At 53.5% G+C, this 23,668-nt stretch carries 19 protein-coding genes; 11 read left to right on the top strand and 8 right to left on the bottom strand.

The features are described 5' to 3' along the window. Window positions 1-3 precede the first annotated feature (3 nt). The 5 genes from GSF01_RS20790 to GSF01_RS20770 form a co-directional block, all read right to left on the bottom strand. Window positions 4-2,226 carry a stalk domain-containing protein gene (locus GSF01_RS20790; protein ID WP_159887227.1) on the bottom strand — a complete coding sequence of 741 codons (2,223 nt, stop codon included), beginning with the start codon at window positions 2,224-2,226 and terminating at the stop codon, window positions 4-6. Between the two features lie 205 nt (window positions 2,227-2,431). Beyond that, window positions 2,432-3,628 carry a conserved virulence factor C family protein gene (locus GSF01_RS20785; RefSeq protein WP_159887226.1) on the bottom strand — a complete coding sequence of 399 codons (1,197 nt, stop codon included), beginning with the start codon at window positions 3,626-3,628 and terminating at the stop codon, window positions 2,432-2,434. A gap of 147 nt (window positions 3,629-3,775) precedes the next feature. Further along, window positions 3,776-4,366, bottom strand: a complete 591-nt coding sequence (locus GSF01_RS20780; RefSeq protein ID WP_159887225.1) for a guanylate kinase — start codon at window positions 4,364-4,366, stop codon at window positions 3,776-3,778. Window positions 4,367-4,593: 227 nt separating this feature from the next. Continuing rightward, window positions 4,594-6,324 (bottom strand): DEAD/DEAH box helicase, encoded by a 1,731-nt coding sequence (locus tag GSF01_RS20775; RefSeq protein ID WP_159887224.1) that lies wholly within the window; start codon window positions 6,322-6,324, stop codon window positions 4,594-4,596. A 268-nt stretch (window positions 6,325-6,592) separates the two neighbouring features. Continuing rightward, window positions 6,593-7,300 (bottom strand): hypothetical protein, encoded by a 708-nt coding sequence (locus GSF01_RS20770; protein ID WP_159887223.1) that lies wholly within the window; start codon window positions 7,298-7,300, stop codon window positions 6,593-6,595. 407 nt (window positions 7,301-7,707) lie between these two features. Between GSF01_RS20770 and coxB the strand changes: the two genes are divergently transcribed. From coxB to GSF01_RS20740, 6 genes are all read left to right on the top strand, one after another. Next, window positions 7,708-8,718: a cytochrome c oxidase subunit II gene (gene coxB, locus GSF01_RS20765; RefSeq protein ID WP_159887222.1), complete on the top strand. Its 1,011-nt coding sequence runs from the start codon at window positions 7,708-7,710 to the stop codon at window positions 8,716-8,718. Window positions 8,719-8,786: 68 nt separating this feature from the next. Continuing rightward, a complete protein-coding gene (gene ctaD, locus GSF01_RS20760; protein ID WP_201305453.1) occupies window positions 8,787-10,598 on the top strand; it encodes a cytochrome c oxidase subunit I in 1,812 nt (603 codons plus the stop codon). After that, window positions 10,595-11,218 (top strand): cytochrome (ubi)quinol oxidase subunit III, encoded by a 624-nt coding sequence (locus GSF01_RS20755; protein ID WP_159887220.1) that lies wholly within the window; start codon window positions 10,595-10,597, stop codon window positions 11,216-11,218. Before ctaD ends, GSF01_RS20755 begins: the two co-directional genes overlap by 4 nt. A 1-nt stretch (window position 11,219) precedes the next feature. Beyond that, window positions 11,220-11,537, top strand: coding sequence for a cytochrome C oxidase subunit IV family protein (locus tag GSF01_RS20750; RefSeq protein WP_159887219.1), 318 nt, complete (start codon window positions 11,220-11,222; stop codon window positions 11,535-11,537). Window positions 11,538-11,680: 143 nt separating this feature from the next. Continuing rightward, window positions 11,681-12,565, top strand: a complete 885-nt coding sequence (locus GSF01_RS20745) for a cytochrome c oxidase assembly protein (RefSeq protein ID WP_159887218.1) — start codon at window positions 11,681-11,683, stop codon at window positions 12,563-12,565. Between the two features lie 37 nt (window positions 12,566-12,602). After that, the gene (locus tag GSF01_RS20740) at window positions 12,603-13,067 is read left to right on the top strand and encodes a DUF420 domain-containing protein (RefSeq protein WP_159887217.1); all 465 of its coding nucleotides are present in this window, start codon (window positions 12,603-12,605) and stop codon (window positions 13,065-13,067) included. A gap of 43 nt (window positions 13,068-13,110) precedes the next feature. Here the strand turns inward: GSF01_RS20740 and GSF01_RS20735 are convergent, their stop codons facing one another. Beyond that, the gene (locus tag GSF01_RS20735; protein WP_159887216.1) at window positions 13,111-13,800 is read right to left on the bottom strand and encodes a class I SAM-dependent methyltransferase; all 690 of its coding nucleotides are present in this window, start codon (window positions 13,798-13,800) and stop codon (window positions 13,111-13,113) included. A 129-nt stretch (window positions 13,801-13,929) separates the two neighbouring features. Further along, a complete protein-coding gene (locus tag GSF01_RS20730; protein WP_159887215.1) occupies window positions 13,930-14,709 on the bottom strand; it encodes a C40 family peptidase in 780 nt (259 codons plus the stop codon). 163 nt (window positions 14,710-14,872) lie between these two features. On the opposite strand from GSF01_RS20730, the gene GSF01_RS20725 reads away from it, so the two are divergent. Further along, window positions 14,873-15,922 carry a redoxin domain-containing protein gene (locus GSF01_RS20725; RefSeq protein ID WP_159887214.1) on the top strand — a complete coding sequence of 350 codons (1,050 nt, stop codon included), beginning with the start codon at window positions 14,873-14,875 and terminating at the stop codon, window positions 15,920-15,922. A gap of 131 nt (window positions 15,923-16,053) precedes the next feature. Next, a complete protein-coding gene (locus tag GSF01_RS20720; protein WP_159887213.1) occupies window positions 16,054-17,457 on the top strand; it encodes an NAD-dependent malic enzyme in 1,404 nt (467 codons plus the stop codon). A 159-nt stretch (window positions 17,458-17,616) separates the two neighbouring features. Here the strand turns inward: GSF01_RS20720 and GSF01_RS20715 are convergent, their stop codons facing one another. Next, the gene (locus GSF01_RS20715; RefSeq protein ID WP_159887212.1) at window positions 17,617-19,854 is read right to left on the bottom strand and encodes a helix-turn-helix domain-containing protein; all 2,238 of its coding nucleotides are present in this window, start codon (window positions 19,852-19,854) and stop codon (window positions 17,617-17,619) included. Window positions 19,855-20,095: 241 nt separating this feature from the next. Here GSF01_RS20715 and GSF01_RS20710 point away from each other — a divergent pair, with 241 nt between their 5' ends. From GSF01_RS20710 to GSF01_RS20700, 3 genes are all read left to right on the top strand, one after another. Further along, window positions 20,096-21,061 (top strand): ABC transporter permease, encoded by a 966-nt coding sequence (locus GSF01_RS20710; protein ID WP_159887211.1) that lies wholly within the window; start codon window positions 20,096-20,098, stop codon window positions 21,059-21,061. A 14-nt stretch (window positions 21,062-21,075) separates the two neighbouring features. Then, entirely contained in the window at window positions 21,076-21,948 is an 873-nt protein-coding gene (locus tag GSF01_RS20705) for a carbohydrate ABC transporter permease (RefSeq protein WP_235941644.1), read from the top strand. A 98-nt stretch (window positions 21,949-22,046) separates the two neighbouring features. Continuing rightward, window positions 22,047-23,597, top strand: a complete 1,551-nt coding sequence (locus GSF01_RS20700) for an extracellular solute-binding protein (protein ID WP_159887209.1) — start codon at window positions 22,047-22,049, stop codon at window positions 23,595-23,597. Window positions 23,598-23,668 lie beyond the last annotated feature (71 nt).

Here is a 23,668-nt window from a genome sequence, read left to right as displayed (position 1 = left end):
TCCTCATGGCTTTTCCTTCATATCGTTCAAATACTGGCTAAGGGTCTTATCCTCACGAAATTCCCCCTGGTAATACGGCGTTTTGCCGTCGCTTCCGAACAGCTTCCCGTAGCCATGCTTCCAGTCGTTCTTGAATTGGCCTTCATACGAAAGCAACCCATTCTCGGAATACAGACGTCCGAAGCCGTTTTTCTTCCCGTTCTTGAAGGTCCCCTTAAAGCGAAGCGTATCGAATGCGTCGAAGATCTCGCCTTCGCCCTCCTTCAGATCGTCCTTGAACGGTCCTTTATAAATCATGCGATCTTCATAAGCCATGCCTATGCCTTCGCGCAAGCCCTTGCTGAATTGACCTTCGTAGACAAGCGTATTGTTTTCGTACAACCGGCCGTCGCCTTCACGCAAGCCTTTGCGGAATTCGCCTTCATAGATCAGCCAAGCGGTTCCTTGTTCTTTGTCCAGCGATTTCGGTCCGCTTTCGTTCTTGTAATCATGCAGCAGCATAACGGCGCCGTAGCCGTCGGGCAACCCGTTCAGGAATTGTCCGTAATGCCGGTACACCGCTATCGCTTCGGTCTCCTTGTCGGCGGCGAATCGTCCCTCGTGCATCAGCAGCGAGGAGCTGCCAGTGAAATCAGGACCCGTATATGACTTGTCAAAGGTATAGCGGCGTCCCAGACCGGATCTTTGATCATCCGACCATTTTCCTTCATAGGCAAGAACGCCGTTCTCGTAGCTCGTCCCATGCCCGCTGCGCTTGCCGTCCACAACCTCGCCTTCATAGACGAGACGCTCCTGCTTGTCGTAAAGCTTGCCCATTCCGCTCATCCGGCCTTGAACGAATTCCCCTTCATAGTAGACGAGCGAGCCGTGCAGCGCGCCCTTCGAGGTCGCTCGGAGCTTGCCCGAGTCATAATACATCGTTCCGCTGCCATGAGGGGTTCCGTCGGCAAGCTTCAACCCGGTATACAGATACTTGTCGCCTTCGGCAATCTTCATGCCCTTGCGGTAGGTGACCTGCTCGAGCTGGATGGTTTCCAGCGTTTCGGTGATTAGCTCTCCTTGATCATTCTTTGACGACCAATCCATCATACTCAGCTTATAGGCGAAGCCATCGCCGTCCTTCTTGTCGTTGCTCCATGAGCCGATGTATTCCAGCTTGCCCGAGGCGTCGAAAGACCGGCCTTGACCGGATCGGACATTATCCGCCCACTGGCCCTCATAGATCTTATTCTTTTTTTGAGCCTTGGCATCGGCGGTTCCGGGCGATGCCGCTTCTGCGTTCGTCCCGCTGCCCGCAGCGGTAAATGCGACTCCATAGCCGTGCTGGCGGTTCTGTTTCATCTCTCCGGAGTAGACGATGGTTCCTTGCTCATCATATACGTCCCCCACGCCTTCCATGAGGCCGTTCACCCATTCGCCGTTGTACCGGAGCCGGCCGCCGGCATCGTATAGAGCGCCTTGGCCCGTCTGATTCCCCCGCGTGAAGTCGCCCTCATATCGGGAGCCGTTAGCGAGAAGAAGAACAGCTTGGCCATGCGGCTGGTCGGCGACGAAGCCTCCTTCATAACGGAGCTGGCCGTTCATATACAGTTTGCCCCCGCCATTCAGCTTATTTTGACGGAAGCTGCCCTCATACCAGAGCTTGCCATCCAGATAGAGCCTGCCTTCGCCATGTCTTAGGCCATCCACGGTATCGCCTTCGTAGCTGAGCCGGGTATAGCCGTAGCCGAGCGTTTCCCGAATCGAGGCGGCGAAGGAAGCTTTGATATATAACGTCTGGGTCAGGGAGCTCCATTTCAGCTCAAGACCCAGCGCTTCCGCTACGGGCTGCACCGGCATCCAAAGCGTATCCTGCTGCATCATCGAAGCATCCGAAAGAAGAAAGGAATGGCCGTCTACCGTCCACACCTTGCTGCCGGGCTTATGAAGAACGGCCTCCTCGTGGAGCACGGCGGAGATCGCCTGTTCCTCCTGCTTCCAGGAAACCGTATAGCCCAAGGCCTCCAATACGAGTCTGGCCGGCGCGAACAGGGTGTCTCCGTTAGCGCCCCCGCGGTAAGGAGGTAGTTCCCCTTGCAGAACGCTACCGTTAATGACCAGCTGCGGTGCAGCGGCTGCTGCAGCAGCGGATGCAGAAGGGCCAAGGGGCAGAGAAATAGCGGAAGGGGTAAACGGGCAGGCGAGGGCGGCGGCTGTCAGCGACAGCAAGGCAATCGTTTTGCGCAAGAACATCTCTCTCCTTATGTAAAAATCCATTCGTGGAACGTCATTATGTCGAAATATGTAGAAATACATACCAGGGTCATGCGTCTTTAGGCATGTATGACTCTATTATAACAGCAAAACGCCTATTCGAATATGAGAGATTCACCATTCCAAGGCAGACAAAAATCCCGCTAAATCCGGTGAGGACATAGCGGGATGGACTACATTACGTCTCGTTACGGCGTGTCATTTGCTGCCAGACGGAGCCTTCTGCGGCATGCCCGCCTTCGATTCTTTCCCGGGCGATGCGGGCCTGCATTCGGACCTCGAACTCGGAATCCTCGGCCGCTTGCTCCAAGGCCGGAATTGCCCGCTCGTCGCCGGCTTCGTACAGAAACCGTGCCGCCCTCCAGCGTACCAGCTTGTTGGGATCATCGAGCGCTCCGATCATGGCGTCTTGTGCAGCGGGGTCGCCGATATCGGACAATGTATCGCCTGCAGTGCGCCGGACGGAAGCTGAGCTGTCCTGCAGAGCCCGATACAGGAAGGGGAGAACGACGGGATCCTTCAGATCACCCAGATAAACCGTAGCGAGCCGCCGGATCGCAGTCTGCGGATCGCCGAGCGCCTCCGTCAGCAGGGGCAGCGTCTCTGCCGAGGGCTTAATCTGCTCAAGCGCGGCGTATCGCTGTTTCCAGTCTTCGGATCGGAGCTGCTGCGCGGTTTCCTCGTAGGAAAGCGAGCGCCGCGCCGCGGCGGCGACTTCCTCAGCGCCAGCGGCGAGGCGTCCGGAGGAGGCTTGGATCACCAACTGCTCCAAGCGGTCATCATCATAAGAAGCATCGAGCTCCTGCACGACGGTATCCAGTACATCCTGAAGCTCGCCATAACGCGTATCCCATTCTTCCAAGGAACGTTCTTTGATCAGGTTCGGCGAAGCCGAGGCGGCTCGGATCGCCGCTTGCGAGAAACGTTCGGGCAATGCGGCTCGCTGCTCCTCGTCGCCGGCGGATACCCGGACCTGAAGCGGAATGCCGCGGAAATGCTGGAGCTTGACGAGCACCTCCCCGAATGCGGCCGGCGGCGGCTCAGACCCCTGACTGCTGTCCCCGGGCAAGTCGGAGCTTGCGGCATCGGGGTTTTCGGACTTGCCCGAGGAGGGGGCGGCCTCCCCTAGAACTCGTCTGGCACTGGCCAGAATATGCTGCCAGTCTCCCTTGGGTGTGCGGTCCAGCGCGATAAAATCGCTGGCATGATACAAACCCTTGACTCCGTCAATGGCGAGCAAACGGTTATAGGGCTCAGGCAGTCCGTCCGCCTGCTCCTTGGTATAGGTCAGCCGGACGGAGTCGGAGAGCTTCGCGTCAAGGGTGATCTTCATCGTATTAGGGCTTGGGGTTGGTTCTATAAATCGGATAGCCATAGCGGCGATGCGCCTCCTTTCCTATTCGTATAGCGTTCACGTTTTTCAGGAAGAAATACCTGGAACGGTCGACAGTGTAAAAAAACCGTCTGCGCCGGGATAAACGGGCTGACGGTCTTGCTTGCGAGCGCTGGGCGCTTAATAGTCTTAGTCCAGGTCGAGCAAATTGCGGTTCAAGTAATGATCGTCGAGCGCCTTCGTCAAGTCGAACACCGTATGAGCCAGGTCCAGGTTTTCGAAGGCGTGCTCACAGGCATCCTTGTAAGCCATTTCTTCTTCGTAGTGGGACATATAGCGCTGGATCATCTCGGGCGAATCGCCGCGTTCTTCCTCCCGGCGCTGCACCGTTTCGCGGTCCGCGTAGATGAAAATCCGTACGGCACGATCGCCATACACTTTTTTAAGCATGTCAGCGCCATACCGGTTGAGTACCAGGTAAACGGCACCGTGTTTTTGCAATTGATCGGTTACGTCCGCATCTTTGATCCCGTAGCGGTTGCCGTCAATTTCGATAACCTCGATAAATTCGTTCTTCGCTTCAGCTTCGGCGAATCGTTCTGCCGACACAAAGTGATAGTCCTGCCCATCGACCTCGGATGAGCGTGGAGGACGGGTCGTATAGGAGATAACCTGCCTGATCCCTAGGGTAGTGCCTGACATTTGAGCTACGGTTCTGCGTCCGGCGCCATTGGGGCCTGTGAAAACAAATATGAGTTCTTTGTCTTTCAGTTCATGCATAGAAACCCTCCTTCGATCCATTTGGTTTTATCCGATTGCTTCAACATTTATATTACATGACTTCTCAATTCCGGTAAAGAACGGAATGGCCGCAGCTAGGTTTCGAGACCATGCCGACACGGAATTTCATCCTGGCTTACCTAAAAACCAAGCCGCATTTAAGGAAAAAAGAGGGGCAAGGCCCCTCTCTCACTTGGCCGGGAGTCTATGCCTGCTCGTGGTAAATCTTAACGGCCTCGGCGCCCCTTAGGCGTCCGGCCCTGCTGCGGCTTGCTGCCCGCGCTGCGCTGCGAGCCTGGCTGCTGCCGGCCGCTCGGGCCGCCCTGTGCGCCGCGCCCGCGAGCGCCGCCGCTGCCGCCGCGCGTCGCGCCGGAGGCAGCGCGCCCGCCCCGCCGGGCGAAGCCAGCCTCGCCGCGCTCGCTGCGATCGCGCGGGCTGCCGCCTTGCGCGCCGCGTCCGCGGGCCGCGCCACCGCCGCCCGCCCCGCGCGTCGCGCCGGAGGCATCGCGGCCGCCTTGCCGGGCGAAGCCGGCCTCGCCGCGCTCACTGCGATTGCGCGGGCCGCCTTGCGCGCCGCTGGCGCCCTGCGCGTCAGGCGCGATTGCGCGGCCGGGGCCTGCGCTGCCGCGTGCGCGCAGCTGGGTGAAGCTGATCGTTTCGCGCTCTGCGCCGAAACGAGAGACCGCTTCGCCAGCGCCGCGTCGGCCTGCCGCTGCGCCACGACCGGCAGCCGGCTTACCGCCCCTCGCAGAGGGGGCGCCGCGGGCCGCCGTTCTTGCGCCGCGCGCGTTATCATCGCCCCGGCCGGACGATCGCTCCGCGACTTCAGCCTGCTGCGCGGAACGGCCGGCTCGCTGCTTCGGCAGCGTCGCCTTGATCCCACGCTCGATCAGCTCGACATACTCGGCATCGCGCGGGGCAGCCAGGGTGATCGCTTTGCCTGCTTGACCGGCGCGGCCGGTGCGGCCGATCCGATGAATATAGTTTTCCGCGTCATGCGGAATATCATAGTTAACGACATGGGTGATCCCTTCGACATCGAGTCCGCGAGCCGCAAGGTCCGTTGCGATCAGCAGCTGGATCTTGGCCTCGCGGAACCGTTTCATAACCTGCTCACGTTTGGCCTGCGTAAGATCGCCATGCAACTCGTCACAGGAGTAGCCGCGTTCCGCCAGCTCCGCTCTCAGCTTGCCCGCTCTCAGTTTCGTTCGGCAGAAGATCATCGCCAGGTAGGGGTTTTCCTCATCGATTAGTTTACAAAGCGTGTCCAGCTTACCGCGGTCGGTAGTCTGGATCAGCAGCTGCTCGATGCCTTCGAGCGTTACACGCTTGGCCTTGACTTCAATCTCCTGCGGATTGCGCATATAAGCTTTGGCGAGCTCGCGAATACGCTGCGGCATAGTGGCCGAGAACAGCAGCGTTTGCCTTCTTGAAGGCGTGACGGAGATGATCTCCTCTACCTCGGGCAGGAAGCCCATGTGAAGCATCTGGTCGGCTTCATCGAGCACGAGAATCGAAAGCTTGTGCAGGGCGACAGTCTCGCGGCGGATATGATCGAGCAGTCGGCCGGGAGTAGCCACAATTATATGTATGCTGCCTTCCAGCTTGCGGATCTGCCTCTCTACATCTTGTCCTCCGTAAGCCGACAGCACATTCAGGCCGCGCAGCGGAGCCCAGCGCTGTACTTCCTCGGTAATTTGGATAGCCAGCTCGCGGGTCGGAGTCACGATCAGGGCCTGGACATGGGATTTGGAGGCGTCAGCCGTCTCCAGAATGGGGAGTACGAAGGCAAGCGTCTTGCCGGTACCGGTTTGGGCCTGACCTATAAGGTCGGCGCCGGAAAGGATGGCGGGAATCGCTTCCTTCTGAATCGGAGTCGGCTCATTATAGCCGAATTTCAGCAGAGCTTCTGCCGTTTGCTCCTGAATGCCAAGCGCGGAAAATTCGTTTTTCTTCATTATAATATCTCCTAAAATCGCAGATTTGGTTTGCACTCGTTTTTCATACATTACCCTATCGAAGCCGTAGTTAGGCAGGGATGCCCTTAGCGAGCCGAAAAAATTCAGTTTGGCAAAGGAATGGACCTGCTTTCGTGGCTTGTAGGGGAATGCTCTGGCGATGTACATCAATGGAAGTTCTTTCTTAATAATAATGCATTCTACAGGAATAAAGCATAAAAAGAAACTGCACATATAGCCCAAGGGCCAAGTGCAGCTCCTGCTTTCTTTATTGCTCCCGCCCGTTCGCTTCGGCTTGGTTAGGAACAGTCGGTGCTGTACCGAACGTACGCTCCATCATATCGATGAATTGCGGTCTGTACGGCTCGAGCGAGCGGCCGTGCCAGCTTTCCTGAGCTATGCGGTTAAACTCGTTGACGACCGTGCGATTAGCGGAGATGTAAACATCCGCTACGGTTGGCTGCAGGGAGCGAATCTTCTCGGCGATCTTCTGCTTGAACAGATGGGACAAGTGCTCATGATGCATTTCCGTTTCGGCGCCGTTGCTCGTAATCAGCTTATCGGGGTCCGCGTAGTCGCTCTGTGGGGAGTAAGGACTGTACAAGCCTTTAACCAGTCCATAGTTATTCGTCTCCGTACCTCGAAGCTCGCCGCCGCGGGTACCAGTAGCCGTACTATCGATCGTGATGGCCGTATAAGCGATATTGTCTCCCATCATGACGATCGCGCTGCTGACACCGTTCATCGCGGCCACCTGATCGGATAGAAATTGATTCATTTCAAGCTTGGTAATTTGATGATTGACGGGGGCGTATTGTTGAGCGGTCTGGTATGCGCGGGCAGTATCCTGCCTGGGCAAATCCCGTTTACTGCCGTAATTGCTGGCGCTGTTGTAATCATACCAACTGAAGCATCCGGTCAGCAGCGTACAAGCTATAATGGCTGAAGCGGCCGATAACGAGCGTATGGTAGGCATCGTGACCCGTGACCTCCCTTTAGGATTGAATAGGATTCGGCGGTATGCAGACGATAAGAGCCATGAGCTTAGGATGAACTTGCGGCTTCAATTTGATTCGAATGACGGTTAGCCAAAAACATGCATAAAAAAACCGCTTTATGGAAATAACCAAATAGAGTCTATAAGTGGGGATATACAATTCCGTTAGCAACGCTTTCAAGGGGGGGAGAAGGGTGAGACAGAACCTGAAAAACCCGCATAAATCAAGAAAAAATGAGGAGTTATGACCGTTTTGTGAACTTCTCTAGATTCATTGACAAAAAACAGGGACGAATTTATAGTTAATATGGTGATTAGGTTCATTGACAAAATAATGGCCTGTTTTTGTACGAAAAATACTTGCTTTATAAGGTGGGATTGAGAAGATGATTCGATGGCAAAATCTGTGGCGATCTATCCCTCTTTTTGGGTTGATGATGCTGCTGTTAACGGGGTGTGGAGACGATACGATTTCCGCCTTGAAGCCAAGGGGGCCGGTAGCCAGAGATCAGATGTTCTTGATGAAACTAAGCTTCTTCATCATGCTCTTGGTCGTCGTAGTTGTATTCGTACTTTATATTTATGTCTTGCTGCGCTTTAGAAAGAAAAAAGGCGAGAAAGACATTATTCCGAAACAAGTTGAAGGCAGTCACACGCTGGAGATTATCTGGACAACGATCCCGATTATTCTGCTGCTGATATTGGCTGTACCGACCGTACAATACACGTTCAAGCTGTTGGAAGATCATAGGGACAATAAGGATGCCCTTCATGTCAAAGTCACGGCGCATGCCTTCTGGTGGCAGTTTGACTATCCTTCGCTTGGAATCGCGACGGCGCAGGATCTGGTTATTCCAACTGGCAAAAAAATTGCATTCGAGCTTACCGCATCTGATGTGAAGCACTCCTTCTGGGTACCTTCGCTCGGCGGCAAGATGGATACGAACGTAGGGCAGACCAACGTTTATTATTTGGAAGCGGATGACGCGGATACGTTCCTCGGCAAGTGCGCGGAGCTCTGTGGAGCGTCTCACTCCTTGATGGATTTTAAAGTGAAGTCGATGGAGCCGGCCGATTTCGACCAATGGGTCTCCAAGATGAAAACACCGGCTGCGATTCCGGCGGAGGCTAAAGCCGGCGAACAGCTGTTTAAAGACAATTGCCTTTCCTGTCACGCTGTTAATGCGCAGGGACTCGGGGCAGGGCCGAACCTGAACGGCTTCGCTTCCCGTGAAAAAGTAGCAGGTATTCTGCCTCACGATGACGAGCTGCTGAAGGAATGGATCAAAGATCCGCAGTCGATCAAGCCTGGCGCCAAAATGCCGGCATTTGCACTGAAGGATCAGGAGCTTAATGATCTTGTTAAATATTTGAACTCGTTGAAGCTTCCTCAGTAACGAGCATCAAGGAAAAGGAGGTTAAATACGTGGCACATGCGCATACGGTAAAACGTCACACCGGTCTGATGGACTGGCTGACAACGGTTGACCATAAAAAAATCGGTATTTTGTATTTGCTCGCAGGCGGAATCTTCTTCCTTGTGGGCGGCATTGAAGCGATTCTGATCCGTATTCAGCTGCTTTACCCGGACCAGAAAATTTTCATCGGCGACACCTTTAACCAATTGACGACTATGCATGGAACAACGATGATTTTCTTGGCGGCTATGCCGATTATCTTCTGTTTCATGAACGCCATCGTGCCGCTTCAAATCGGCGCACGTGACGTTGCCTTTCCATTCGTCAACGCACTCGGCTTCTGGTTGTTCTTCTTCGGGGGCGTTCTGCTGAACACATCCTGGTTCTTGGGCGGGGCTCCTGCCGCAGGATGGACGGCTTATCCGCCTTTATCGGGCATAATAGACAGTACCGGTACCTTTAAGGGTGTAGATTTCTATGTGCTAGGTCTTCAGATAGCCGGTCTCGGTACGCTGATCGGGGGGATTAACTTCCTCGTTACGATCATCAATATGCGCGCTCCGGGCATGACGTATATGAGAATGCCGATGTTCACCTGGGCATCCTTCATTACATCGCTTCTGATTTTGTTCGCTTTCCCAGCTATTACCGTAGGTCTTGTCGAGCTGATGTTCGACCGGATTTTCGGCGGAGCGTTCTTCGATGTATCGAAGGGCGGTAACCCGGTGCTTTGGGAGCATATTTTCTGGATCTTCGGTCACCCTGAGGTGTACATACTGATCCTGCCTGCATTCGGTATTATTTCTGAAATCGTAGCGACCTTCTCACGCAAGCGTCTTTTCGGTTACAGCTCGATGGTATTTGCTACAGCGCTGATCGGATTTTTGGGCTTCATGGTATGGGCGCATCACATGTTTACAACGGGTATCGGCCCTGTAGGGGATGCGATATTCGGGGTAGCGACGATGGCGATTGCCGTACCGACCGGCGTTAAAATTTTTAACTGGCTGTTTACGCTGTGGGGCGGTCAAATCCGGTTTACGACAGCTAATATGTTCGCAACCTCCTTCATCCCGACGTTTACGATGGGCGGAGTTACGGGCATCATGCTGGCCGTGCCGCCAGCTGACTTCCAATATCACGATACGTATTTCGTAGTCGCTCACTTCCACTATGTTATTGTCGGCGGCTTGGTACTGGGTCTGTTCGCAGCTTCTTACTACTGGTGGCCGAAGATGTTTGGCCGTCTACTGAACGAAACCCTGGGTAAAATTCATTTCTGGACATTCTTTATCGGGTTCCACATGACGTTCTTCCCGCAGCATTTCCTCGGCCTGATGGGGATGCCGCGTCGGGTATTTACCTTCCAGCCCGGGGTCGGACTTGAGCAAGGTAACTTTATCAGTACCATCGGTGCGTTCCTGATGGGTATCGGTACCATCGTGTTCTTGATCAACATCATCGCCGCTAGCCGCAAACCGGCTACAGCTCCGGCTGACCCGTGGGATGGACGTACGCTGGAGTGGACGATTCCATCGCCGGCACCAGAGTACAACTTTAAGCAGACGCCTCTCGTACGCGGTTACGACGCGTTCTGGAAAGAGAAGATGGCGGGCAACAAAGAGATGACGCCGGCCGAGCCGCTGGGCTCGATCCATATGCCGTCTCCTTCCATCATTCCGTTCCTGATGTCTCTTGGCTTGTTCGTCGCAGGCTATGGATTTATGTACCACGTATATATGGTAAGTATCCTGGGTATTGCATTCACCTTTGTATGTATGATGTTCCGTTCTATATACGACGATCATGGGTTCCATATCGAGCCCGAAGAGCTTAACGATAAGGGGGTAAAGGCATGAGTGCAGCACATCACGAAGTAGGCGGTGCCCTGCCACCTCACGCCGAGACAGCAACCCTGGAGGGCAAAAATAAGGTTCTGGGCTTCTGGTTGTTCCTGGGCGGGGAGTGCGTATTGTTTGGTACGCTCTTTGCATCCTTTGTCGCACTGCGTAACCAAGTACCGGATGGACCGACGGCTGAGCACCTGTTCCAGCTGGACCTGGTCGCAATCTCCACCTTCATCCTGTTGACGAGCTCGCTTACGAGCGTTTTCGCCACCATGGCTTTGCATCGCGGTCAGTTCCAGAAGCTTCAGGGCTGGATGTTCGTTACGGTATTGCTCGGCCTTGCTTTCCTGGGGTTGGAGATTTATGAGTTCGTTCATTATGTGAACGAAGGACATTCCTTCTCCAAGAGCGCCTTCGCCACCTCGTTCTATACGTTGGTAGGCTTCCATGGTGCGCACGTGGCGTTCGGTATACTCTGGATTTCACTGCTGATCATCTCGGGCTTCAAGAAAGGCCTGACGACCGTTACGGCTCCGAAGTATTACGTAGCCGGCTTATACTGGCACTTTATCGACGTCGTATGGGTATTTATCTTTACGGTAGTGTACCTGCTCGGAAAGGTGGGTCCATAAGATGGCTAACCAGCATTCTTCTTCGTCCGCAGGCGATAACCGTCACCGTTTGGAAGGACCGCGTAATCACTACGTTACGTACATCGTTTCGATCGTGTTGACCATGCTATCGTTCGCCGTAGTCTTGTACGGAGGACTCGACCGCACGTTTATCATCTGGTTCCTGGTTGGTCTGGCACTCGTTCAGATCGTGCTTCAGTTGGGCTATTGGATGCATATGAAGGATCGCGGCCATCTGATCCCGATCGTAGGACTATGCTTTGGTTTCATCATTGCGCTGGCGACTCTTGCAGCCGCTGTGTTTTGGGTTTGGTGGTAACTTATACGAAAAGAGGCGGCTTGTCACTTGTTGAACAGCCCCTCTTTTTTTGGATTTCAGCAGTACCCGCATTTATGAACCGCATCCCGAATGGCTGAGGTCATAAATCCCGAAGCGTGTACGGGAAGGAAGGATTCAACAATATGGACACAAGTGCTGTCGCCACACATGCAGGACATGCCGCTGAAGGATCGTTCGCTCAGATGTGGAGCCCCGGGCTGTTGGTTTTGCTTCTTGTTGCAGGCACGCTTTATTCGTTAGCCGTCAATGGATGGCGTCATCGCTTTGCGGATAGCGAGCCCGTCGAAACGAAGCACCAGCTCTACTTTTGGTTAGGAATCCTTTCGTGGTATATTGCGGAAGGCTCCCCTCTAGCCTACTACGGGCATCACTATTACTTCAGTCTCCATATGCTGCAGCAATCGATTTTGTATTTAGTTATGCCGCCGCTGTTGCTGATCGGCTTACCGGGGTGGCTCCTTCGTCCCGCGTTGCAAGGGATATGGGCCAAGCGCTTCATGCGCTTTATGACTAACCCGATACTGGCGTTATTTATGTTTAACTTCATATTCTCGGTCTACCACATTCCATTCATCATGGATACGCTCATGGCCAATACCGTTTTACTTGCAGCGTATAGGGCCGTTTTCCTGATCGCTGCCTTTCAGCTTTGGTTTCCGGTGTTTTGTCCGCTGCCGGAATATAGCCAGATGTCCGAGTTAAAGCGTATGGCCTATATCTTTCTCAACGGTGTCCTGCTGACGCCGGCCTGCGCGCTCATTATTTTCGCCAAGGCGCCTATGTATGCGATGTATGCCGCCGTTCCGGAAAGCATGCTGATCTTGCCGATGCTTGATGATCAATCGCTCGGGGGCGTCATCATGAAGATTGTGCAGGAGATCGTATACGGGTTTGCCCTCGGTTATACATTCTTCCGCTGGTATCGCCGAGAACGCAAGCGGGATGAAGAAGAGGATCTGGGGAGTGAGGGATTTCTTCAAACCAACGGACATGCCAATGGTGCCTAACGGCCTGATATAGAAGCAGATAGTGGGGGATAATAGGATGAAGCTTTCTGTCTTACTGCCTACGATAAGCACAAGCTTTATAGTCATTAGTGCGATTTTCGTCGCATTCGGCTGGTACCATATTGTGAAAGGAAATCGGCAGACGCATCGGAAGCTGATGCTGTGGGGAGCCGGCTTCGCACTGGCGTTCTTCCTCATTTATTCAAGCCGTACGATTTTCGTTGGTAACACCAGCTTCGGCGGCCCGGAGGAGTTGAAGCTGGCTTACCATCTCTTCTTGTTCTTTCATATCACATTGGCCACATTAGCTGGCGTGTTCGGGATCGTTACTCTGCTGCATGCGTTCAAGGAAAGCTGGTTCAAGCATAAGCGGATCGGACGAATAACGGCAGTCATGTGGTTGCTCACGGCCCCGACCGGCGTTGCCGTTTACATTCTGCTGTATGTGCTGTACCCGGGTGGTGAAACTAAACCGATGATCGACGCCATCTTTGGGCTGTAAGCTAATGTTGGAACAGAGTAGGGCCTTCCCCGAGGGGAGGGTCCTATTTTCTTTTCCACCATATCCCGGCGCATTCGGGCACTACGCTCCAATCGTTTTTCTGCACGGTGTCGGCAAGCTGTTCTCCGAAGAAGAAGCGCGTCAGCTCGGCGGCTTGCTCTACGCTATCGAACGTATAGTCAACGCGTAACCATTCATGCTCGAACCCGTATTCTTCCTCCAGGGCTTGGTAATATGGCTTCAGAAATTCGGGCGGATGGGGCTCCGTATACCCGGTTCCCATCGTTTCCAGCAGGATGACCGTCCCTCCAGGCTTGAGTACGCGGTATATCTCACTCATAACCGCCGACAGGTTGCTGCGCCATTCGGGGACATCCGCGTTGGTTATATAGCTAAGGCTCCAGCCGGAGAAGACCACATCGAAGACCTGATCGGGGAGCGGCAGCTGACGATGATCGGCGGCGAAGGTTTGCACCTTTGCCCCAGGCTGCAGCGAAGCAAGCCTTGCGTTCAATACTTCGAGCATGGCTGGCGACAGATCCGTAGCCGTGATGGAAGCAGCTTCCTGGGCCAGCTCGAGGGTCAGCCGGCCGGAACCGGCCCCGAGGTCAAGCAGGCGGCGACCGGCGCAGGGAGCGATGCGTGTTATCGCATCGGACAGAGCCGGCTGCTTGGATATCATAAGATCATAGAGCGAAGCTTGGTGCTGATAAATATGAGTATGGTTGGGCATGTGAACATCTCCTTCTGGGATTTCTATCCTCAGCATACAGGTTGACGCCGCGTTAAGGTCAAGGCCCGACAAATAGAAATAAGAAAAAGAAAAAACCGTCAGCAATGACGGTTTTTCTTGTCTAAATATTTATTTGAGGGCACTTCCACCAAAGATGAAGCGGTGTTCCCAATGCTTGCCGCTGATCGTATCGATACGAACGCCGCCCGACTCCTTAGAATATGTATGAAGGATTTTGCCGTCGCCCAGATAAATACCGACATGCGTAATTCGTTGATTGGAGTTGTTGGATGGATAAGCCGAAGCTTTAGTTCCGCGATACTCCATGAAGAACATCAAGTCGCCGGCCTTCAAGTTTTTCCAATTGGTGCTGGTCTTGCCGATCGCTTTCACATAATCGCCTTGACTGCGCGAATCGCTGGGAAGTGTGATGCCTGCACCGACCTTAAAAGCCTGTCTGACAAAAGCGGAGCAATCGAAGGTTCGAGTGCTGTTTCGGTTAGAGGCATACTCGTAAGGCGTGCCCAAGTAAGTTTTGCCGGCTGCTATTACTTTGTTGCGTACGGAGCTGGAATCGCTGGCCGAGGAGCCGGAAGAGCCGGAGGAGCTTGATCCCGATCCCGAGGTTGATCCGTTAACCTTGATATACTTGCTGTTTGTCGAGACGTATCCGACTCTTCCTTGATCGTCCTTGACCTTGTACCACCAATTGTTGACTTTGGAGATAATATCGACACGTTCGCCGCTTTTAAGATAGCCATACGTGGAGGAGCCTGTGCTCGGCTGGCTTCGGAAATTGACGCTGCCTACGATGGTGCCGGTTGCGGCATCGGCTTGTCCGGCGAAGGAACCAAGCGAACCTAGGGCAATAGCGGTGGTAACGACAGTAATCATGAGCTGTTTTTTCATAGATGTAAGTCCTCCTGCTGTTCTGGTTGACAAGCTCTTCCTGAACGAGGCCGCGCATAAAGCTTGAAGCAGATAACGCTATGGCCCGGCCAGGATTTGACAAGGTTGCGTACGACAATTCACAATGTAGGTAAGGAAACATACAAAGGGAGACGGACGTGACATGGATTCTTGGACATGGGGACCGCTTGTCCTGCAACAACACATGGTGATTCTTCTGACGGCTGCGGCGATTGGCTACGGGGTACTGCATCTTAGACTCAGGAGTAATCCGGAGCGCCGCACCATCACGGCGGTTGCGCTGAATGGCGCTTTACTGTGGCTGCTCCTCTGGAAGTGGGGCTGGGTACTAACGGATGTGACGGGAGTTTGGAACCATCCGCAGACGCTGCTCTACTTCAGTGGCGGGAGGTACGCAGCCTGGCTGGCATCTGCCGCTGCGTTTTTCTATGTAGGGATCGCCCTGGAAAGACGTAAAGTCGGCAGACCCATCTACATCGATTCGTTATTGCTTTCACTTTTCGGGGGGTATATTGTTTACTTAGCGCTTACAGGCTTCCTGGCAGGGGGAATATCGGTTGCCCGTCTATCCGCAGCCCTGCTGGGGGCCATTATTCTTGTGACCTGGCTTGCCAAAGGCAGAGAAGTGTCGGCAAAAGCGGCCGTACAGAGACTCTTGCTATTCGGCATCGCCGGTGCGTTCATCTTCACTCTATCCGATCAACTGGCCGGTAAGAATTGGACGGCGGGAGGGACCGAGGGTGAGGGGATCGTTGGCTTGAAGATCGGCCAGCAGGCTCCCGATTTTTCGTTGACCCTGCTCAGTGGTGAAGAGGTAAAGTTATCGGATTATAGGGGAAATGTCGTATTTGTTAACTTTTGGGCTACTTGGTGTCCTCCTTGTCAGGTCGAAATGCCGTATATGCAGCAGTTTTATACAAATAATGAAGAGGAACGGGTTGTCCTGCTTGCTGTGAATGAAACTCAGACCGAGGCAAGCGTTCCGGTAGTGAAGGCGTGGGTGAAGAAATGGGGACTTACCTTTCCTATCCCGCTGGACCTTAATGGCGATGTAGGAAAGCTGTATCGCGTCCGGGCTTATCCAGCGACCTTCGTGATCGATGAGCAAGGAATTATACGCAAAAAACACCCCGGTCCGATGAACCTCGAGATGCTGGAGGACGCTCTTGCTCTCATTCGGAATAAAAAGTGAACAAATTTATTAATCAGGGTGCAAGCGGATTCCATTTGCCAATAAAAACAAATACATGATAACATGGTTTTAATCACAGGACATAATCAGATTAACGTGACATCACTTTATGCCGAAAGAGGGGAATAAGTGTGGCGCAGACCAGTATTATATTGCGTGTTGAGCTTAATCATGAGCTTGTGACATTTGGTGACGTAGCCGCAACCATCAGCCAAGCGGGCGGGGATATCACTTCCATCGACGTCATTCGTCCGGGTAAGGAATCATCGGTCCGCGATATTACGGTGGATGTGGCCGAATCAGGGGAAGCGCAGGTTGTAGAGGCTTTGAAGGCCCGTGAGGGCATAAAGCTGATCAACGTTTCCGATCGTACCTTTCTGGTTCACCTGGGCGGGAAGATTAACATGCAGCCCAATCTGCCGATCAAGAACCGCGATGACCTCTCTCGCGTGTACACGCCGGGCGTAGCCCGCGTATGTACGGCTATCCATGAAAATCCGCGTAAAGCTTACTCCCTGACCATAAAACGAAACACGGTTGCCGTCGTGACAGACGGAACGGCGGTGCTCGGTCTGGGCGATATCGGTCCGCATGCCGCAGCTCCCGTCATGGAAGGCAAGGCGATGCTGTTCAAGCAGCTCGCGGGCGTCGATGCGTTTCCGGTATGCCTGGATACGAAGGATACCGAGGAGATCATCCGCACGATTAAAGCGATCAGCCCGATCTTCGGGGGGATCAACTTGGAGGATATCAGCTCGCCGCGCTGCTTCGAGATCGAGACGAGGCTTGCCGAGGAGCTGGATATTCCGGTCTTTCATGACGACCAGCATGGAACAGCGGTTGTCGTGATCGCCGGCTTGTTGAATGCGCTGAAGGTTGTAGGCAAGAAGATCGAGCAAGTCCGCGTCGTGGTAAACGGCATTGGAGCGGCGGGTGTATCGATCTGCAAAATGCTGCTGGCTGCCGGTGTAACCCAACTGGTGCCGGTGGACCGCGAAGGCGTCATTGTTCGGGGAGGCAGCTATCCGTTCCCGATGTGGCAATGGCTGTCCGAGCAGCCCCAGGTGCAAACGGAACCCGGCACGCTGAAGGAAGCGATCGTCGGGGCCGATGTATTCATCGGCGTATCGCGTGGGGGCGTGTTGAACGGCGATGACGTCAAGAAGATGAAGCCGGATGGCATCGTCTTCGCGATGGCCAACCCGGAGCCTGAGATTGCCCCGGAAGAGGCGTTGCCTCATGTACGCGTGTTTGCTACCGGGCGCAGCGATTACCCTAACCAGATCAATAATGTCCTGGTGTTTCCCGGAATTTTCCGCGGGGCGCTGGATTGCCGCGCGCGGCGCATTAACGAACCTATGAAGCTGGCCGCTTCCCGGGCGATCGCATCGGTCGTAACGGAAAGCGAGCTTAACGAACAGTACATCATTCCGAGTATTTTCAATGAAAAGGTAGTGACCAAGGTACGCCATGCCATTATCGAAGCGGCTATCCTGACCGGAGTTGCGAGAAGAATTCCGCCTGACTTTCGTTAATTCCCTTGTTACTCCTCGTGCTTGCATTCCCAAAGGCCTGACGGCATCTAGTCCGTCAGGCCTTTTCCTGTTCACGCATAACTCACGCTTAGCCCGGAACGATTATTTACCCTTCGCGAAACGGTCGCTGTCTTACCAAATTCCCATAACCGGATGAGCCTACCCGTTGCCTGCCTGCTGCTTCCTATACTCGCCCGGCGTTACGCCGGCATAGCGTTTGAACATGCGAATGAACGAGTTCACATTCTGGTAGCCGAGCTCCATCGCAATTTCGTGAATCTTCAGCTCCAGGTCGAGCAGCAGCGACTGAGCCTTGCGTATGCGCACGCTGTGCAGATAGTCGCTGAAGTTCATGCCGGTCTTGTCTTTGAAGTAAGTCGAGAGATACCCCCGCGATAGATGCAGCTTATCCGCCATCAGATCGAGGGATACGTCTTCGCTCAAGTGATGATCCAGGTAATCCTTGACGAATTCGATTACGGGGTCTTTGTTCTCATTTTTATCGCCGATAGCTTGAGCGGCCTGAAGCAGGACATCCTCCAGCAGGGTACGAGCCTGCTCGTAGGTCCGGCATTGCTCCATCTCTTTTTGGCGCTCGACCACTGTCGGCAGTTCATCCGACTTCACGCCGGAGGCTTCCGCGGCCTTCAAGGCCAGTTCGGCGGCATGCCGGACAAAGCGCTGAAGCTCGGCAGTCGTCTGCTCGTTCCTTTGCAGCGCTTCCAATTGTTCCCGGATCCAGTCGCGAAGCGAGTCGGCATTGCCGGCCCGGACCTTGGTTTGCAGTTCTTCCTGCTGCAGCGATGATAACCGGTAGGGAGAGCGGTTCGCCGAGCGCCGGATAATTTGCGTCTCCTCATAGGGCATCCGCTCTTCAGCCAGCTTCAGCGTCTCCTCATAGGCCAATGAGAAATCCGAAGCTTCGTGGTACAGCGAGCTGACTGCCATCGTGAACAAACACCAATCCTTGTCATTGTCGAAGACTGCCTTGAGCGGGAGCAGCCAGTCATCGGGCGCTTCATCGTGGAAGATCAAGCTCAGAATCTGATCCTTATCGATCTGGAACGTTAAGGTATCCTCGCGGATCTGAGTCATATGAAATTGGATATATTCGCGGATGAAATAGGTGACCCTCTCGCTGTTGAGCTTGGTCGTATCCAAAAAATTCGGCAAGAATTGGAGTCTGAATAAAATCAAGACAAAGGGACGCTTAAATGCAATATCCTTCAGCTCGTCATGCTTCGTATGAATTTGCTTCAGCCTGTCGGTGAAGGCATAGGAACGCAGCAGAGAGCTCTTGTCCGTCAAGTCCTGATGCATACGCCGGATTTGTTCGCCGATCTGATGAAATTCAAGAATACCGGTCGTGCCGGGCGACGCTTCGGTGCTCTGGTATTGGCCGACTGCGCGAATCAAGCGCTGGACGGGCGTGTTCAGCTTTAAGCTGAACCATACCGAGGTCATCAGACTGATGGCGATCGTGACGGCCAGCAGCGTGATCAGAATCAGGTTTAGACGCAGCAGCTCCGAAGAAATGCTCTGGATCGGCACCATCGTGATGTAGCGAAAGCCGGTGAATTTCCCCTTTTCCTGGAAGAAATAGTATCCGTTCTGTTTGAGGCTGGGCGTATCGTCCGTGAACGAAGGCAGCTTGCTGGCCTCCGCACGGCTATCCGACGAGAACACAAGCTGGCCTTGGCTGTCGACGATCAGCAGCGGGTTCTCAAGCGAATAGTGCAGCGTACGGGCCATTCGGTCGCTATCCAGCATAACGATGAATTGCAGATCGCGGTACAGGTTGTTTTTCACGGCTACGGGGATCAGGCGCCCGAGCGGCTTGGTCGAATTCATATAGCTTTGAGAAAATGGCGAAGCGGGAAACACGCGGTAAACAAAGCTTTCATCGAACTGCTTCCGCCAATAATCCGGACTGTAATCGGGACTAGCGTAGAACTTGCTGAACGTATCTGCAGCTCGGCTCGTCCCTTCCTTCTCCAGCACATAATCCCCGTTTTTGAAATAAAACAAAATATTTTCGTAATGCAACAGCGGGTTAGCCAGCAGCGTATTGATCTCGGTATGCACTTTGACCGACCTGTCGTAACCGGCTTGCTCCGGCAGCTGTCTCAGGACGTTGAGGTTGGCGATCAAGTCGCTATTCTGATTCAGACTGAGCATCATATCGATGGTGAGCTTGAAATGATTCTCGTAGCTTTCCATCGTATGCTTCATGTTCAGCCCGTTGTACTTGACGATCTCGTCGTGAATCTTGCTCTTCAGATACAGGAAGGAGCCGAAGTTAAACGAGGCCAGCAGTAAGATAATCGCAAGGAAGCTGCCGAGCAGCCGGGCATACAAGGTACGGAATTTCCACTTCTCTGGCCAACTGAAACGCATAAGCCATCCCCCTTTGTCTGTCGGCTTTATGGTTGTTTTCATTATATAAGCTCTCCGAATACGCCCCAATATTCCTTTTGTCTCATTCGTATGCATTCGTTCACATTCCTGAAAAAGAGAGGAGGCGCCGGACATCTGGGAGATTTTCAGCAGGGCCCTGAGCTTGTTATCGTTAGGTTACGGCACTCAAGGCCTCAAAGCAAGCGAAAGCGAAATTTTAAGCACCGGAGGAGAAGCATATATGGAACTGGCGAGCACTAGCAGCGAACAACTCCCCGTCGTCAGCGGGTGGCAGCGCAGGCGGCAGCATATCGTCAGAGAATGGCATAAAACCAAATATTTATGGTTGCTGTTCCTGCCTTGCCTGATTTACTTTTTAATATTCAGGTACGCCCCAATGTTCGGACTGGTCATCACCTTCAAGAACTATAATTTGTTCAAGGGCATTATAGCGAGTGAATGGGTTGGGTTCAAGTATTATACAATGTTTCTGCAAAATCCCGATTTTTTCCTGTTAATGCGCAACACGTTCTTGCTGGGCATCTACAAGCTGGTCTTCGGCTTCCCGGCCCCGATTTTGCTGGCGCTGCTATTAAATGAATTGAAAAGCGCCGTCTTCAAACGATTCGTACAGACGGTCAGTTATTTACCGCATTTCATCTCGAACGTGATCGTGGCCAGTATGGTCATTATGTTTCTGTCCCCGACAAGCGGACTGGTCAATCAGATCATCAAGATGCTCGGCTTCAATCCGGTCAACTTCATGATGGATCCCGGTTTATTCCGGCCCATCTACGTCCTTTCCGAAATTTGGCAGCATCTGGGCTGGGAGACGATCATCTACCTCGCAGCTCTGACAGCTGTCGATCCTCAGCTTTACGAAGCGGCTGATATGGACGGAGCGAACCGCTGGCAGAAAATGAAGAGCGTGACTTTGCCGGGCATTGCGCCTGCGATCGTCATCGTATTTATTCTGAATGTCGGCAAGGTGCTCGAAATCGGCTTTGAGAAAGTGTTCCTGATGTACAATGCCGCTGTCTATGAGACGGCTGATGTGATCGGTACTTATGTATACCGGGTCGGTCTGGTACAAGGGAACTTCAGCTATGCGGCGGCGATCGACCTGTTCATGGGCATCATCAGCCTGATCTTCATCGTTTCGGCCAACTGGATCAGCCGCAAGGTTAGCGAGAACAGCTTATGGTAAGAGGAGGACGTCTAGTGACAAAGCGAAGCCGAATCAGCTGGTTTACCGTTGTCAATGTCATCATCCTGTCGCTTGTATGCGTCACCACCCTGTATCCGTTTCTGTACATGGCGGCCGTATCCTTAAGCAAGGATATTTATGTGATCAAGAATGAAGTGTTTCTTTGGCCCAAGGGCTTGAATTTTGAAATGTATAAGGTGGTGCTCGGGGACCCGAGCATCTGGCAGGCTTACCGTAACACGATCCTGTATACGACGCTCGGAACCGCTATCGCGCTGATTGTCACCTCGATGGGCGCCTATGCCTTATCGCGTAAGGATATGAAGTTTCAAAAGGGCTTCATGATGATGATCGTCTTCACTATGTTTTTCAGCGGAGGCATGATTCCGACGTTCCTCGTCGTTCGTTCGCTCGGGCTGGTGGACACGATCTGGAGCATGGTACTTCCGGGAGCCGTCAGCACATGGAATCTGATCATTATGCGGACGTTTTTCCTGGGCATCCCCAAGGAGCTTGAAGAATCGGGGAAGATGGACGGCCTCAACGATATCGGCATCTTCGCCCGTATCGTCCTGCCGCTCTCCATGGCGGTATTCGCTACGATCGGCCTTTTCTATGCTGTGGCGCTGTGGAACAACTTTACCTTCCCGTTGATGTATCTGCGTCAACCGGAGCTGTTCCCGCTGCAGGTGCTCCTGCGCAACCTCATCTTGGCCGGGACGGTAAGCTCCGGCGAGGTTACCAATATAGGCGGAGACAATCTGATCGTCGAGGATTCGCTGAAGTTTGCGACGATCATGGTGTCGACGCTGCCGATACTCGTCATTTATCCGTTCATTCAAAAGTACTTCGTCAAGGGAGTGATGATCGGCGCGGTCAAAGGATAACTGCGTAAGGAGTTAAGCGTAAGCCCGTAATTCATGGATGGTCTTTGCCACACGCTCGACATGTTTGATACGATAAGACAAAGGGGAGACGCACGAATATGAAAAAACAAACGGCAACTTTGCTCACCGTTACGTTACTGGCCAGCATGGCCGCAGCCTGCAGCACGCCGGAGCCTGCTCCGGCTCCGGCAGCACCCGGAGGGGGGGACGCTCCTCAGAAGGCGGAACAGCCGAAAGAAAAGAAAACGTTCACAGCGCTGCTGGACAATAACGCCACGTTCCCGTACAGCAAGGACTGGCCGGTATGGAATATGATCGAGGAGAAAACAGGCGTCCGGCTGAATGTTCAGCTGCCTTCCGGCAAACTGGCGGATACGCTCAGTCTGGTCGTAGCTTCCGGCAATATGCCGGACCTGATCTACATGGCCAACCGGAAGAACGATTCCAACAAGTACGGTCAGCAGGGCGCCTTGGTCAACATTCTCGACCATGTGAAGGATATGCCGAATCTGAAGAAATGGATCGAAAAATACCCGGATGAAGCCAAAGCGGCTACGGCATCGGATGGCAAGATGTATATGTTCCCGAACCAAGGCTTCGGAGAAACGAACCGGATGATCTGGCTGCATCGTGAAGATATTTTCAAAAAGCATAATCTTACAGCGCCGACAACCTATGACGAGCTCTACACGGTGCTGAAAAAGCTGAAGGAGCAGTACCCGGACAGCTATCCGTTTGCTTTCCGCTTCGGTCAAATACCGGATGAGATGATGGCGCATCTGACGACAAACTTCCAAACCGGCGAAGACGTCTACTATGACTTTGACAAGAAGGAATGGAGATACGGCGCAACGGAAGACAACTACAAGCAGATGGTCACGATGATGAACAAGTTCGTCAAGGAGGGCTTGATGCAGCCGGACTTCCTGACCGTTCAGACCAAGCAATGGCAGGATGCCATATCGACGGGCAAATCCTTCGTTACGATCGACTATATCAGCCGTGTTGACTTCTTCAACAACGCGATGCGCAAGGAGCAGCCGGAATACAACATGCAGTTTATGGCGCCTCCGGCGGGACTTCCAGGCGGCAAGCAGCTGAATCCTTATATGCATTTCCTGGAAGGCGGACTTACGGTAGCATCCACTTCTAAAAATGTGAAGGACATTATGAGCTATATGGACTTCTTCTATAGCGAGGAAGGCCGTACGTTGGCAAGCTGGGGCAAGGAAGGCGAGACGTACACGAAGGAAGGCGACAAGAAGAAGTTCAAGCCGGAATTCACGGATCTGACCGAAATGCGGAAGAAGACGGGTCTGGCGACCAGCGGTACGTACACCTGGTTCGACTACGATGCTCACTTGTCCCTCTTCACGCCGGATCTGCAGAAGGCTTATACCGAAGCGCGCAAGTATGACCCGGTAGCGATGCAGCCAAGACCTGCCTTCACCGAGAAGGAAATGGAAGTATTGTCCGTTACGGGCCAGGCTGTTAAGAAATTCCGCGAAGAGAGCTTCGCCAAATTCGTCACTGGCTCCCGTCCGCTTAGCGACTGGGATAAGTACGTGCAGGAAATGAACAACCTGGGCGTGCAAAAGCTGGTCGATACGTACAAAGAGGCTTACAAACGGGTAAGCGATGCTAAGTAAATAGCGAGGAAGATCAAGGGCTGTCCGCCAATATGCGGACAGCCCTTGGCGCGTTTGGCGGTCGTCATGAG

Origin of the sequence: Paenibacillus puerhi (genome assembly GCF_009846885.1) — a bacterium.
Classification (GTDB): Bacteria; Bacillota; Bacilli; order Paenibacillales; family NBRC-103111; genus Paenibacillus_G; species Paenibacillus_G puerhi.
This window is presented reverse-complemented; position numbering and strand designations above follow the sequence as displayed.

Coding starts and splice junctions, on each gene's coding strand:
- GSF01_RS20740 (WP_159887217.1), top strand. CDS start 12,603: ATGAAGCTTTCTGTCTTACTGCCTACGATAAGCACAAGCTTTATAGTC.
- GSF01_RS20715 (WP_159887212.1), bottom strand. CDS start 19,854: ATGCGTTTCAGTTGGCCAGAGAAGTGGAAATTCCGTACCTTGTATGCC.
- GSF01_RS20700 (WP_159887209.1), top strand. CDS start 22,047: ATGAAAAAACAAACGGCAACTTTGCTCACCGTTACGTTACTGGCCAGC.
- ctaD (WP_201305453.1), top strand. CDS start 8,787: ATGGACTGGCTGACAACGGTTGACCATAAAAAAATCGGTATTTTGTAT.
- GSF01_RS20745 (WP_159887218.1), top strand. CDS start 11,681: ATGGACACAAGTGCTGTCGCCACACATGCAGGACATGCCGCTGAAGGA.
- GSF01_RS20780 (WP_159887225.1), bottom strand. CDS start 4,366: ATGCATGAACTGAAAGACAAAGAACTCATATTTGTTTTCACAGGCCCC.
- GSF01_RS20770 (WP_159887223.1), bottom strand. CDS start 7,300: ATGCCTACCATACGCTCGTTATCGGCCGCTTCAGCCATTATAGCTTGT.
- GSF01_RS20735 (WP_159887216.1), bottom strand. CDS start 13,800: ATGCCCAACCATACTCATATTTATCAGCACCAAGCTTCGCTCTATGAT.
- GSF01_RS20710 (WP_159887211.1), top strand. CDS start 20,096: ATGGAACTGGCGAGCACTAGCAGCGAACAACTCCCCGTCGTCAGCGGG.
- GSF01_RS20725 (WP_159887214.1), top strand. CDS start 14,873: ATGGATTCTTGGACATGGGGACCGCTTGTCCTGCAACAACACATGGTG.
- coxB (WP_159887222.1), top strand. CDS start 7,708: ATGATTCGATGGCAAAATCTGTGGCGATCTATCCCTCTTTTTGGGTTG.
- GSF01_RS20730 (WP_159887215.1), bottom strand. CDS start 14,709: ATGAAAAAACAGCTCATGATTACTGTCGTTACCACCGCTATTGCCCTA.
- GSF01_RS20755 (WP_159887220.1), top strand. CDS start 10,595: ATGAGTGCAGCACATCACGAAGTAGGCGGTGCCCTGCCACCTCACGCC.
- GSF01_RS20750 (WP_159887219.1), top strand. CDS start 11,220: ATGGCTAACCAGCATTCTTCTTCGTCCGCAGGCGATAACCGTCACCGT.
- GSF01_RS20775 (WP_159887224.1), bottom strand. CDS start 6,324: ATGAAGAAAAACGAATTTTCCGCGCTTGGCATTCAGGAGCAAACGGCA.
- GSF01_RS20785 (WP_159887226.1), bottom strand. CDS start 3,628: ATGGCTATCCGATTTATAGAACCAACCCCAAGCCCTAATACGATGAAG.